The organism is Phenylobacterium sp. (assembly GCF_030680185.1).
Classification (GTDB): domain Bacteria; phylum Pseudomonadota; class Alphaproteobacteria; order Caulobacterales; family Caulobacteraceae; genus Phenylobacterium.
In genome coordinates, this window is the sequence record NZ_JAUXVZ010000007.1 from 20,486 (window position 1) to 32,399 (window position 11,914).

11 protein-coding genes are annotated in these 11,914 nt (G+C 69.2%); 5 read left to right on the forward strand and 6 right to left on the reverse strand.

All coding sequences use genetic code 11. The features are described from left to right. Positions 1 to 51 precede the first annotated feature (51 nt). Positions 52 to 804 (forward strand): SDR family oxidoreductase, encoded by a 753-nt coding sequence (locus Q8L83_RS00885; protein ID WP_305284225.1) that lies wholly within the window; start codon positions 52 to 54, stop codon positions 802 to 804. A gap of 6 nt (positions 805 to 810) precedes the next feature. On the opposite strand, the gene folP is transcribed toward Q8L83_RS00885, so the two are convergent. From folP to rpsU, 3 genes are all read right to left on the reverse strand, one after another. Then, on the reverse strand, positions 811 to 1,599 hold the full coding sequence (folP, locus tag Q8L83_RS00890) for a dihydropteroate synthase (RefSeq protein ID WP_305284259.1): 789 nt from the start codon (positions 1,597 to 1,599) through the stop codon (positions 811 to 813). A 473-nt stretch (positions 1,600 to 2,072) separates the two neighbouring features. Then, complete coding sequence (ftsH, locus tag Q8L83_RS00895; protein WP_305284227.1) at positions 2,073 to 3,956, reverse strand: ATP-dependent zinc metalloprotease FtsH; 1,884 nt, start codon at positions 3,954 to 3,956, stop codon at positions 2,073 to 2,075. Positions 3,957 to 4,221: 265 nt separating this feature from the next. Further along, on the reverse strand, positions 4,222 to 4,455 hold the full coding sequence (rpsU, locus tag Q8L83_RS00900) for a 30S ribosomal protein S21 (protein ID WP_300574753.1): 234 nt from the start codon (positions 4,453 to 4,455) through the stop codon (positions 4,222 to 4,224). A gap of 178 nt (positions 4,456 to 4,633) precedes the next feature. Here rpsU and Q8L83_RS00905 point away from each other — a divergent pair, with 178 nt between their 5' ends. After that, on the forward strand, positions 4,634 to 5,302 hold the full coding sequence (locus Q8L83_RS00905; RefSeq protein WP_305284228.1) for a COQ9 family protein: 669 nt from the start codon (positions 4,634 to 4,636) through the stop codon (positions 5,300 to 5,302). 135 nt (positions 5,303 to 5,437) lie between these two features. On the opposite strand, the gene Q8L83_RS00910 is transcribed toward Q8L83_RS00905, so the two are convergent. Continuing rightward, on the reverse strand, positions 5,438 to 6,520 hold the full coding sequence (locus Q8L83_RS00910) for a 5-(carboxyamino)imidazole ribonucleotide synthase (protein ID WP_305284229.1): 1,083 nt from the start codon (positions 6,518 to 6,520) through the stop codon (positions 5,438 to 5,440). After that, entirely contained in the window at positions 6,520 to 7,032 is a 513-nt protein-coding gene (gene purE / locus Q8L83_RS00915; RefSeq protein WP_305284230.1) for a 5-(carboxyamino)imidazole ribonucleotide mutase, read from the reverse strand. Before purE ends, Q8L83_RS00910 begins: the two co-directional genes overlap by 1 nt. A 109-nt stretch (positions 7,033 to 7,141) precedes the next feature. Between purE and Q8L83_RS00920 the strand changes: the two genes are divergently transcribed. The 3 genes from Q8L83_RS00920 (at position 7,142) to Q8L83_RS00930 (ending at position 9,229) form a co-directional block, all read left to right on the forward strand. After that, positions 7,142 to 7,861, forward strand: coding sequence for a GGDEF domain-containing protein (locus Q8L83_RS00920; protein WP_305284231.1), 720 nt, complete (start codon positions 7,142 to 7,144; stop codon positions 7,859 to 7,861). Continuing rightward, positions 7,861 to 8,652 (forward strand): pseudouridine synthase, encoded by a 792-nt coding sequence (locus tag Q8L83_RS00925; protein ID WP_305284232.1) that lies wholly within the window; start codon positions 7,861 to 7,863, stop codon positions 8,650 to 8,652. Before Q8L83_RS00920 ends, Q8L83_RS00925 begins: the two co-directional genes overlap by 1 nt. A gap of 73 nt (positions 8,653 to 8,725) precedes the next feature. Then, a complete protein-coding gene (locus Q8L83_RS00930) occupies positions 8,726 to 9,229 on the forward strand; it encodes a DUF6438 domain-containing protein (protein ID WP_305284233.1) in 504 nt (167 codons plus the stop codon). A gap of 9 nt (positions 9,230 to 9,238) precedes the next feature. Here Q8L83_RS00930 and ligD read toward each other — a convergent pair whose 3' ends face one another. Next, the gene (ligD, locus tag Q8L83_RS00935; RefSeq protein WP_305284234.1) at positions 9,239 to 11,899 is read right to left on the reverse strand and encodes a DNA ligase D; all 2,661 of its coding nucleotides are present in this window, start codon (positions 11,897 to 11,899) and stop codon (positions 9,239 to 9,241) included. Positions 11,900 to 11,914: the final 15 nt, after the last annotated feature.

Sequence of the window (11,914 nt, forward strand, 5' to 3'; positions counted from 1 at the left end):
AGAGGGTGCGACGGGCTTGCCCACAGACGCCGGCCGCGCGAGGCTGGCGCCATGACGACACGCGCCAAGTTCGCCCTGGTCACCGGGGCCGGTTCTGGAATCGGGCGGGCCTGCGCGCTCGCCCTGTATGAGGCCGGCTATGGGCTCGTGCTTACGGGCCGTCGACGCGAGGCGCTGGAGGCCACAGCCGCAGGGCTGGCGGCGCAGGACGTGCTGGTTCATCCCGCCGACGTCACTGAGGAGGACCAGGTGGACGCCTTGTTCGCCGCGGTGCAGGCCCGGTTCGGCCGGCTGGACGTGCTGTTCAACAACGCCGGGACGGGGGCGCCGCCGGTTCCCCTGGAGGACCTGTCGCTGAAGGCGTGGCGCCGGGCCGTCGACGTCAATCTGACCGGCGCCTTTCTCTGCACCCGGGCCGCCTTTCGCCTGATGAAGGCGCAGGACCCCAGGGGCGGTCGGATCATCAACAACGGCTCGATCTCGGCCCATTCCCCCAGGCCCCGGTCCGTCGCCTATACCGCCAGCAAGCATGCGGTCACCGGCCTGACCAAATCGACCAGCCTGGATGGCCGGGCCTATGGGATCGCCTGTGGCCAGATCGATATCGGCAACGCTGCCACCGAGATGACCGCCGCCATCGCCAAGGGCGTGCCCCAGGCCGATGGCCGCCTGGCGCCGGAACCGGTGATGGACGTCGCCGCCGTGGCCGAGGCGGTGGTCTTCATGGCCGGCCTGCCTCTGGAGGCCAATGTCCAGTTCATGACGGTGATGGCCACCGACATGCCCTTCATCGGGCGAGGCTAGATCAGGTCAGCGTGCGGCGGTGATCGCCGACCAGACGGCCAGGGCCTGGACCGTCTCGGCCACGTCATGGACGCGCACGGCGGCCACGCCGGCTTGAGCGCCGGCCAGGGCTGCGGCGACTGAGCCGGCCAGGCGACGGTCGGGCGCCTCGGCGGCGGGATCGAGGGCGGCGATGAACCGCTTGCGGCTGGCGCCCAGCAAAACCGGAAAGCCGAGGTCGACGATGGCGTCCAGCCGGGCCAGCAGGGCGAGGTTGTGGTCCAGGGTCTTGCCAAAGCCGATGCCGGGATCGAGCCAGATCTTCTCCCGCGCGACCCCGGCCTTCATGGCGGCCTCGGCGCGGCCGGCCAGGAATTCGCAGACCTCGGCGACGACGTCGTCATAGGTCGGGGCCTGCTGCATGGTCAGGGGATCGCCGCGCATGTGCATCAACACCACCTGGCAGCCGAGCTCGGCGGCCACGTCGCAGGCCTCGGGTGCGTAGCGCAGGGCGGCGACGTCGTTCCAGATGGCGGCGCCCGCCGACACCGCGGCGCGGGCGACCTGCGGCTTCATGGTGTCGATCGACAGGGGGATGTCGCTCACGGACCGCAGGGCGGTGATCAGCGGCAGGATGCGGCCGATCTCGTCGTCGGCGCTTACCGGGGTCGCGCCGGGGCGGGTGGATTCCCCGCCGATGTCGAGAATGTCCGCGCCGTCCGCGATCAGCCTGTGGGCCCGGGCGAGGGCGGCGGGTTCATCGGCGAACCGGCCGCCATCAGAAAAACTGTCGGGGGTGAGATTGAGGATTCCCATGACCCGGGGCGAGGCGGACCGCTCTGCTCTCGTTTCAGGCAAGTGACGCCCCCGTAGGTTGCAGTTTCCCCATCGCCTATTCCCTTACCGTTCAAGGGAAGGGGGCGCCAATCGCTGCGGCGCCGAAGGAGAAATACTTAAAGTGCTCAGTTCGAGCGCGACGCTCATGTCACAAGCTGGGCTTAGAGGGGTACGGGTTGGAGAGTTAGCGCTTGGGGGAGCGAAGCAGCGTAAACATGATGAACCCAATACGGTACTTCAGGCGCCGAAAGCGCCTTCAGCGCGAAGCCCTCGATGAGGCCGCCTATCTGCGGCGCCGTTTCGGCGACTCGGCGCGCGCGGCCGCTCTTGAGAAACTCAAGCGTACAGACCTGACTAGCTGGGGACGTCAGGTCGTGACGGAGGCGGTCAAACACCTGGAGCAGCGTTAAGGCTGCTCCAGGCGCCGATTGCGTCTGGCGTCAGGGCCGATCTCAGGCTGGCTCGGGGCCCGGCCGCGGCGAGATCGGCACGGCCACCGCCGGGCCGAGCGCGCGGGGACTGTCGGCCTCTTCGCGCTTGGGTGCGACGCCCTTGATCACATTGATGATCTCATCGCCGGACAGGGTCTCATATTCCAGCAGCGCCTTGGCCAGGATGTGCAGTTCGTCGATCTTCTCCGTCAGGATGCGACGGGCCTCGTCGAAGGCGTTCTGGACCAGGGCCTTGACCTCCTGGTCGATCAGCCGGGCGGTCTCTTCCGAGACGTTCTGGGTGCGCGACACCGAATGGCCGAGGAAGACCTCGTCCTGGTTCTCGCCATAGGAGACCACGCCGAGCTTGTCGGAGAAGCCCCATTTGGTGACCATGGCCCGGGCCAGGCGGGTGGCCTGGTCGATATCGGACGAGGCGCCGGAGGTGATCTTGTCCTTGCCGAAGATCAGCTCCTCGGCCATGCGGCCGCCCATCAGGATGACCAGGCGCGAGGTCATCTGCTCGTAGGACATCGACAGCTGATCCCGCTCGGGCAGCTGCATGACCATGCCGAGCGCACGCCCGCGGGGAATGATCGTGGCCTTGTGCACCGGATCGGTGGCCGGGACGTTCAGGGCCAGCAGGGCGTGGCCGCCTTCGTGATAGGCGGTCAGGCGCTTTTCGTCGTCGGTCATGGCCATGGACTTGCGCTCGGCGCCCATCATGACCCGGTCCTTGGCGTCCTCGAAGTCACGCTGGGTGACCATGCGGCGGTTCTTGCGCGCGGCCATCAGAGCGGCCTCATTGACCAGATTGGCCAGGTCGGCGCCGGAGAAGCCCGGCGTGCCGCGGGCCACGGTCTTGACGTCGACGTCGGCGGCCAGGGGCACGTTCTTCATGTGCACGCGCAGGATGCGTTCGCGCCCGCCGATGTCGGGGTTCGACACCACCACCTGGCGGTCGAACCGGCCCGGACGCAGCAGGGCCGGGTCCAGCACGTCGGGACGGTTGGTCGAGGCGATGACGATGATGGCTTCGGACGGATCGAAGCCGTCCATCTCCACCAGCAGCTGGTTCAGGGTCTGCTCGCGTTCGTCATTGCCGCCGCCCAGGCCCGCGCCACGATGGCGGCCGACGGCGTCGATCTCGTCGATGAAGATGATGCAGGGCGCGTTCTTCTTGGCCTGTTCGAACATGTCGCGCACGCGGCTGGCGCCGACGCCGACGAACATCTCCACGAAGTCCGAACCCGAGATGTAGAAGAATGGCACGCCGGCCTCGCCCGCGACGGCGCGGCCGAGCAAGGTCTTGCCGGTGCCCGGAGGGCCGACCATCAGGGCGCCCTTGGGGATCTTGCCGCCCAGGCGCTGGAACTTCTGCGGGTCCTTCAGGAAGTCGACGATCTCGGTCAGCTCTTCCTTGGCCTCGTCGACGCCGGCCACGTCGTCGAAGGTCACGCGGTTCTTGTTCTCGGTCATCATCTTGGCCTTGGACTTGCCAAAGCCCATGGCCCCGCGGGCGCCGCCCTGCATCTGGCGCATGAAGAAGATCCACACGCCGATCAGCAGCAGGATGGGCAGGCTCTGCAGCAGGAAGCCCACCAGGGTGAAGCCGCCGGCCGGCTTGACCGAGATGTCGGCGTTCTGCGCCTCCAGCCGGGTGACCAGGTCGTCCTGGTTGTTGGGGGTGACGGCGGTGAAGGCCTCGCCCTGGCTGTCACGGACCTCGACGGTCGAGCCACGGATCACCGCCGAGGCCACCTGACCGGAATTGATACGGTCGAGCAGCTGGGAATAGGTGATCTCGCGGGCGTTGGCGGCCTGACCGCCGCCGCTCATCATGCTGTAGAGGCCAATCAGGACGACGACGATAACGCCCCAGATCGCCATGTTTCGCATGTTCATGTGCTTCTTGATCCGTCTCGGGAAAACTCAGGTTCACACTAAGATAGGATGGCCTGAGCGGATTCACCAGCAAGGGTCGGGCCAGGGCGACAGGTGGCCGCGGGCGGAAGCTTGGCCCTAGACGGCAAGGTCTGGGCGCGGCGGCCAGGATCGTGGGCCAGGATCGGGGGGCCCAAACGACAAAGGCCGCGCAGGCAGGCTGCGCGGCCTTATCTTGTCTCGTCCTGACGTGCGGGGCCGACGCAGGGCCGACCCGTACGGCGTCCTAGCGGGCGCGCGGCTTGGGGGCCGCGATCAGGCCCTCGCGCTGGGCGCGCTTGCGGGCCAGCTTGCGGGCGCGGCGCACGGCCTCGGCCTTCTGGCGGGCGCGCTTTTCCGAGGGCTTCTCGTAATGCACGTGGCGCTTCATCTCGCGGAACGAGCCTTCGCGCTGCATTTTTTTCTTCAAGGCCTTGAGGGCCTGGTCGACATTGTTGTCGCGGACGAAAATCTGAACCAGGGGACTCTCTCCTGCCTGCCTGCCGTTGCGCCACCCGGCGCACGTGGCGGTGGCGGTGAAACAAAAATACGAAATAGCCCCGAAAGCGACCGCTCCGGAGCCGAGGGCGGCGAAATAGCAGAAGGCTTGGCCTATGTCCACGGAAGACGACGGCATTCGCCATGGTTAGAATGCGGCCATGACGCAAGCCGCCCCCGACTCCGCCCCCGACCCTGACGCCTGGGCCCGTGAGACCGAGGACAGGGTGCTGGACGCCGCCCTGGCCCATGTGGCCCACGAGGGCTGGACGCGGCGCCTGGCGATCCGGGCCGGCGCCGATGTGGGCCTGTCGGCGGGCGAAACCGAGCTCCTGCTGCCCAATGGCGCCGCCGATCTGGCCGCCCTGCTCGCCCGCCGCCACGACCGCCGGGCGCTCGCCGTCCTGGCCGCGACCGATCCTGCGAGCCTGAAGATCCGCGAGCGCATCCGCCTGGCGGTCGAGGCGCGCCTGGACGCCGCCGCCCAGGATGAGGCCGCCGTCCGTCGCTGGAGCGGTTTCCTGGCCCTGCCGCAGAACCTCGCCCTGGGCGGCCGCCTGCTCTGGGACAGCGCCGACCATCTGTGGCGCTGGGCCGGCGACACCGCCACCGACGAGAACCACTATTCCAAGCGCGCCATCCTGTCGGGCATTCTTTCGGCCGCCCTGGCGCTGCGGCTGCACTCCGGCCGCGAGGCCTCCATGGCCTTCGTCGACGCCCGCATCGCCAATGTGATGAGCTTCGAAAAGTGGAAGGCGACCACCAAGATCCGCCCGTCGCTGGCCCTGAAGGGCCTCGCCGAGACCCTGGGGCGCATGCGTTACGGCTGAGGCGCGGTGCGTCCTTCGAGGCTCGCTTTCGCTCGCACCTCAGGATGAGGGCGGGGGTTGCGGGATGAAGCGTCTCATTCCGTCCTCATCCTGAGGCGCCCGAAGGGCCTCGAAGGCCGAGGGCGGTCGCCCCGCCTAAAGCGCAGAGAGACGGTTGATGTGGCCCATCTTGCGGCCGGGCTTGGCCTGGCGCTTGCCGTAGAGGTGCAGGCGCGTCTCAGCCTCGCTGGCCAGCTTCAGCCAGGCCTCAGCCTCTTCGCCCAGGAGATTGATCATCTCCACATGGGCGCGGGCCTGCGTGGGGCCGAGCGGCCAGCCAGCCACGGCGCGGATGTGCTGCTCGAACTGACAGACCTCGCAGCCGTCCTGGGTCCAGTGGCCGGTATTGTGGACCCGAGGCGCGATCTCATTGGCCAGCAACCGGCCGTCGGCCATTTCGAACAGCTCGATGCCGATGACGCCCACATAGTCCAGGCGGGTGAGGATCTGGGCGGCGATCCGCTCGGCCTGGGCTGAAAGCTCCGGCCCAGCCGGGGCCGGCGCCACGGTGCGCCTCAGGATGCCGTCCTCGTGGTGGTTCTCGCCCAGGGGATAGATGGCCAGTTCCCCGTCGCGGCCGCGCGCGGCGATCACCGACAGTTCGCGCACGAAGTCGGCCGGGGCCTCGAGAATGCAGGGCACGCCACCCAGGGCCTCGAAGACGACAGCCGCGTTGGCCACATGCTCGACCCACTTCTGGCCCTTGCCGTCATAGCCCTCGCGGCGGGTCTTCATCAGGGATGGGACGCCGATCTCGGCGGCGGCCTCAGTCGCGGCCTGCGCGCTGTCGACCTGGGCGAAGGCCACGGTGCGGACGCCAGCGGCGTTCAAGAAGGTCTTTTCGGCCACCCGGTCCTGGGCCACGGCCAGGGTCTCGTCGTTGGGGGCCACGGGCGCGCCCAGGGCCTTCAGCCGCTCGACGGCGGCGGCGGGCACGTTTTCGAACTCATAGGTGATGACGTCGCAGAGCTCGGCCAGGCGGGCCAGCGCCTCGGGATCATCGAAGGGGGCGATCAGGGTCTCCCGCGCCACGCGGCTGGCCGGGGCGTCCAGCTCCGGCGTCAGGATGACCACGTCGAAGCCCAGGCGGGCGGCGGCGAGCGCCAGCATCCGCCCCAACTGCCCGCCGCCCAGAATGCCGATGGTCGCGCCCGGCGCGAGGGGAAAGCCCGGCTCCATCAGTCTTCCACCGTCTCGGCCACGGCCTCGGCCAGATTCTGGGCGAAGGCGGTCAGCCGGGCGGCCAATTCAGGGTCGCCGAGCGCCAGGATGCGCGCGGCCAGGATGCCGGCGTTCTTGGCGCCCGCCTCGCCGATGGCCAGGGTGGCCACCGGAATGCCGCCGGGCATCTGGACGATGGACAGCAGGGAATCCATGCCTTTCAGCGCTTTGGACTCCACCGGCACGCCCAGCACCGGCAGTTCGGTCATGGACGCCGTCATGCCGGGCAGATGGGCTGCGCCCCCGGCGCCGGCGATGATCACCTGATAGCCCTTGGCCCGGGCGGTGGTGGCGAAATCGTAGAGCCGCTGGGGCGTGCGATGGGCTGACACCACCTTGGCCTCCCAGGCCACGCCGAGCGCGTCGAGCTGCTCGGCCGCCAGCCGCATCGTCGGCCAGTCGGAGCGGCTGCCCATGATAATGGCGACGGGCGGACAGCCGCCTGGGCCGGCGGGGTGGGAATTGGCCATCGGACGGGCCCCTCGATCGGAAAGGCGCGGAGTATAGGCGCCGCCTTTGCGCCGGCAACCGATCACCGGTAGGTTTCTTATGGTTAAGGCTGGAAGTGATTCCCTTTCCATGAAGATCACGGGCGCACGCACCGAACCCTTTGCGGCGATCCGCAAACGGGCCCTGGCCCAGGCCGGCGCCCAGAGCTCGGCCGCCCGCGCCCTGCCGGCCGACACGTCCGGCTTCCTGGGCATCACCGAAGCCGAGATGACGCCGGTGGTCCGCGGCGCCCTGCAGACCCTGCTCACCGAGATCGACGACCTGCGGGGCGAGGTGTCGCGGCTCAAGGCCAAGCTGGCCGAGGTCGAGGGTCTGGCCGACCGCGATCCCCTCACGCCGCTGCTCAACCGCCGGGCCTTCATGCGCGAGCTGTCGCGGGTGCAGACCTTTTCCCGGCGCTACGCGTCGCCCGCCAGCCTGGTCTATTTCGACCTGGACGACTTCAAGAGCGTCAATGACCGGTTCGGCCATGCCGCCGGGGACGCCGTGCTCAAGGCCGTGGCCGAGCGGCTGACCGGTCTGGTGCGCGAGAGCGACATCGTCGGGCGGATGGGGGGCGACGAGTTCGCGGTCATCCTGGTGCAGGCCACGGTCCGCACCGCCCAGGCCAAGGCCGAGGCCCTGGCGCGGACCCTGGAGCAGGCCCCCATCCAGTTCGGCGACTGGTCGGCGCCCCTGCACATTTCGTTTGGGGTCTGCGAAATCCCGCACGATGGCGAGCCCGAGGCCATCGTCGCCCAGGCCGATGCGGCCATGTTCATCCGCAAGCGCGAGCGCCAGACCGGCTGATGGCCTGGACGCGCACCTACGAGGAAGCCGAGCCCCAGCGGGTCAATCGCTGGCTGGCCCAGAGCGGGGTCTGTTCCCGCCGCGAGGCCGAGGCATTGATCGCCGCGGGGCAGGTCTCCATCGACGGCGAGACCGTCTCCGATCCCGGCCGCAAGATCGAGCACGGCCAGACGCTGACCCTGGACGACGGCGCCCAGGCCCGTCTCGAAGGCCAGATGACGGTGATCGTCAACAAGCCGGTGGGCTATGTCTCGGCCCAGCCGGAGCCCGGCCAGATCCCGGCCGCCCGGCTGCTGACCCGTCAGGCCCTGTGGGGAGACGACGCCGAGATCCCAGCGGCCGATCGCAGCCTGGCGCCGGTGGGGCGGCTGGACCTGGACAGCCGCGGCCTGTTGATCCTGTCGGAGGACGGGGTGGTGACCAAGGCGGTGATCGGCCCGGACTCGCAGATGGAGAAGGAATATCTGGTGCGGGTGCGCGGCGACATCGCAGAGCCGGTGCTGGCCCGTCTGCGCCACGGCCTGGCCCTGGACGGCCGCCAGTTGAAGCCGGCCAAGGTCACCCTGGCCGGCGAGCAGCGCCTGCGCTTCATCCTGACCGAGGGCCGCAATCGCCAGATCCGGCGGATGTGCGACCTGGTGGGGCTGTCGATCATCGACCTCTACCGCCTGCGGATCGGGCCTTTGAAGGTCGGCGACCTGCCGGAAGGCCGCTGGCGGCCGATCACGGCGCGCGAGCGCGAGGCCCTGCTGACGCCGGGGTTCAGCCCCAAGCCAGCGCGCCGCCGCTAAGCGCGAACCAAACGTCATCTCTTGGCCTTATTGCCCAGCGATCTGCCCGCGCGGAAGATCAATGGAGAGACCCATGTTGAAAGCCCTCGCCGCCTCGGCGCTCCTGCTGGGCCTCACCGCCTGCGCCACGCCTGCCATGGATGGCGGCCAAAGCGCCCAGGGCGAGACGATCAGCCTGGCCGTGGGGCCGTGCTTCGGCTTCTGCCCGGTCTATTCGGTGAGCGTGGCGGCGGACGGGGCCGTGCGCTTCGAGGGCGAGCGGCACACCACGGTGGTCGGCGTGAAGGAAAAGACCGTCTCGCCGGCGGCCTATCAGGGGGTGGCCAGGTCCCTGGCGACCTGGCGACCGGCCAGCGGGACGAGCGCGCAGACCGAGTGCGAGCAGCGGGCCAGCGACCTGCCGACCTATACGGTGGTGTGGACGAACGCAGCCGGCGAGACGACCACGCTCAATCACGACGGTGGTTGCATGTCGGAGACCAACAGCCGGCTCAAGGCCGCGCTGCAGGCCATTCCCGGCCAACTCGGCATTGAGCCCTGGCTGGAACGGCCGGCGAACGACCCTAACGTCCGCTGATCCCGACGCTTAAGCCTTGACCTTGCCGAGTTTGCGGATGGCCGGGGCCAACGGCCGTTCGCCCGCGCCATAGTCGGCCCAGGCGTCGGTCTTCTTCAACAGGTCCGGCACGGTGCGCAGGGTGAAGCGCATCGGGTCGAGGCCCTTGCGCACCTGGCCCCAGGTCAGCGGCATGGAGACCCCGGCGCCTTCGCGGGCCCGTGGCGACAGGGGCGCGACGGCCGTGGCCAGCCGTGAGTTGCGCAGATAGTCGACGAAAATCTTTCCCTCACGCTTGGCCTTGGACATCACCGCCACATAGCGATCAGGCTCGTCGGCGGCCATCTGGCGGGCCACGTCGTGGGCGAAGGCCTTGGCCGTGTCCCAATCCAGCCCCCGGGCCTTGGCCAGCGGGGTCACCACATGCAGCCCCTTGCCGCCGGTGGTCTTGCAGAAGGCCACGAGGCCTAGCGCCTCCAGCCGGTCCTTCACGTCCTTGGCGGCGGCGACCACATCGTCGAAGTCGAGGCCCGGCCCGGGGTCGAGGTCGAAGACCAGCCGCCCGGGCGTCTCCGGATCGCCCTCGCGACAGTTCCAGGGGTGCAGCTCGATGGCCCCCATCTGGGCCAGCGCCGCCAGGGCCTCGACGCGGTCGATCTGCAGATAGGGCTGCTTGTCGCCGGCCACGTCCACCTGCTCCAGCAGGTGCGAGGCGCCCTTGCCCGCATGTCGCTGGAAGAAGGTCTGGCCGCCGATCCCGTCCGGCGCGCGGATCACCGAGCAGGGCCGACCGCGGATGTGGTCGATCATCCAGGGGCCGACCGCCTCGAAATAGCGGGCCAGATCAGCCTTGGTCACCGGCGCATCGGTGTCGGCGGACCTGGGCCACAGCGCCTTGTGGGGGCTTGAGATCGTCACCCCCATGACCACCACGGCGCCGGCGGGGCGCGCCTTGCCCTTGTGAGATGTGGCCTTGGCGGCGGACGGCTTGGGTTGGGCGAGTTCGACCTCTTCCACGGGGGCAGGCTTTTCGACCTCCACCTCGGCGGCCGGCTTGTCGGCCCGCAGGCCCTTGAACGAACCCTGGCGGACCATGCCCTCGCCCGTCCAGCCGGCGAACTCGATCTCGGCCACGAGGTCGGGGTTCGCCCAGTTGATGTCGCCCACCTTGCGCGGGGCTCCAGGGCCGCTGAACGGGCTCTTGTCCGCGGCGTGCTCGACGAGCTTGGGCAGGACGCGGCCCACCACGGCGGCGCCAAAGCCGGTACCGACCCGGCCCACATAGACCAAGTGATCGCCCCGGTGGACGCCCACCAGCAGAGAGCGGAGCTGGCCCTTGGCGCCGGTCCAGCCGCCGATCACCACCTCGTGGCCGGCCCTGCACTTGGACTTGGCCCAGTCCTGGCTGCGGCCTGAGCGATAGGGGCCGTCCATGCGCTTGGAGATGACCCCTTCCAGAGACAGGCGGCAGGCCGATTGCAGGACTGCGTCGCCGGCGGTCTCGAAGTGCTCCACATAGCGGATCTGCCCGGCCAGGGCCTTGGCGTGGCGGTCCAGGACGGCCTTGAGCCTGACCTTCCGCTCGCGGAGCGGCAGGTCCCGCAGGTCCTCGCCCTCCAGGAACAGGGCGTCGAAGGCGAAGAAGATCAGATCATCGCTGTCGCCATCGGACAGGGCGGCCTGCAGGGCGGGAAAGTCCGGGGCGCCGTTGTCGTCCAGGGCCACGGCCTCGCCGTCATAGAGGCCGTCGGGCAGGGGGGCGGCATGATCGGCGATGGCCTGGAACTTCTCGGTCCAGTCCAGGCCCTTGCGGGTCTTCAGCGTGGCCTTGCCGTCCTTGACCCGGAGCTGCAGGCGATAGCCGTCGAACTTGATCTCGTGGGCCCAGCCGCTCCCCTGCGGCGGCCGGTCCACCGACTTGCAGAGCTGTGGCGCGACGAAGCCGGGCAGGGCGGCGGTCTTGGCTGGGGGCGGCCTGGCGGCTTTCGCCTTCGCCCTGGTCGGCGGTTTGGCCTTGGGCGGTTCGCCCTTGGCCCGGGTCTCCCAGACGTCATCAGCCGGAGCGGTCGCCTTGGCCTTGCCGCGCATGAAGGGCTTGGGACCCTTGCCGGTCCCCGCCGCGATGGCGTCCATCGCCCGGCCAGACGCGACCGAGGTGTCGTTCGTCTCCAGCAGGTCGTCGTCCTCGACGGCCGCCTCGTCGCGGTGCTTGATCAGCAGCCAGTTCTCCCGCTTGCCGCCGGTCCGGTCGCGCTTCATCCGCACCAGCACCCAGCCGCCGTGCAGGCGCTCGCCCTCCAGCACGAACTTCAGCTCGCCCTTCTTCAGGGCCTCTTCCGGATCAAAGCCCGGCTCCGGCGCCCAATAGCCCCGGTCCCACAGCATGACCGAGCCGCCGCCATATTCACCCTTGGGAATCGTCCCTTCGAAGTCGCCATAGCCCAGCGGGTGGTCCTCGGTGGCCACGGCCAGGCGCTTGTCGGCAGGATCGCGGGAAGGGCCGCGGGTCACCGCCCAGGACTTGAACACCCCGTCCAGCTCCAGGCGGAAGTCGTAGTGCAGGCGGGTGGCGGCGTGCTTCTGGATGACGAAGCGCAGGCGCTTTGAGGGCGTGACGTCGTCGGCGCCGGATGGCTCCTGCGTCTTGGCGAAGTCGCGCATCTCCCGATAGCGCGTCAGTTTCTCCGCCATGGATGTCTCCTCCCG

Coding starts and splice junctions, on each gene's coding strand:
- Q8L83_RS00885 (WP_305284225.1), top strand. CDS start 52: ATGACGACACGCGCCAAGTTCGCCCTGGTCACCGGGGCCGGTTCTGGA.
- Q8L83_RS00920 (WP_305284231.1), top strand. CDS start 7,142: ATGAAGATCACGGGCGCACGCACCGAACCCTTTGCGGCGATCCGCAAA.
- purE (WP_305284230.1), bottom strand. CDS start 7,032: ATGGCCAATTCCCACCCCGCCGGCCCAGGCGGCTGTCCGCCCGTCGCC.
- folP (WP_305284259.1), bottom strand. CDS start 1,599: ATGGGAATCCTCAATCTCACCCCCGACAGTTTTTCTGATGGCGGCCGG.
- Q8L83_RS00910 (WP_305284229.1), bottom strand. CDS start 6,520: ATGGAGCCGGGCTTTCCCCTCGCGCCGGGCGCGACCATCGGCATTCTG.
- Q8L83_RS00905 (WP_305284228.1), top strand. CDS start 4,634: ATGACGCAAGCCGCCCCCGACTCCGCCCCCGACCCTGACGCCTGGGCC.
- ftsH (WP_305284227.1), bottom strand. CDS start 3,956: ATGAACATGCGAAACATGGCGATCTGGGGCGTTATCGTCGTCGTCCTG.
- ligD (WP_305284234.1), bottom strand. CDS start 11,899: ATGGCGGAGAAACTGACGCGCTATCGGGAGATGCGCGACTTCGCCAAG.
- Q8L83_RS00925 (WP_305284232.1), top strand. CDS start 7,861: ATGGCCTGGACGCGCACCTACGAGGAAGCCGAGCCCCAGCGGGTCAAT.
- Q8L83_RS00930 (WP_305284233.1), top strand. CDS start 8,726: ATGTTGAAAGCCCTCGCCGCCTCGGCGCTCCTGCTGGGCCTCACCGCC.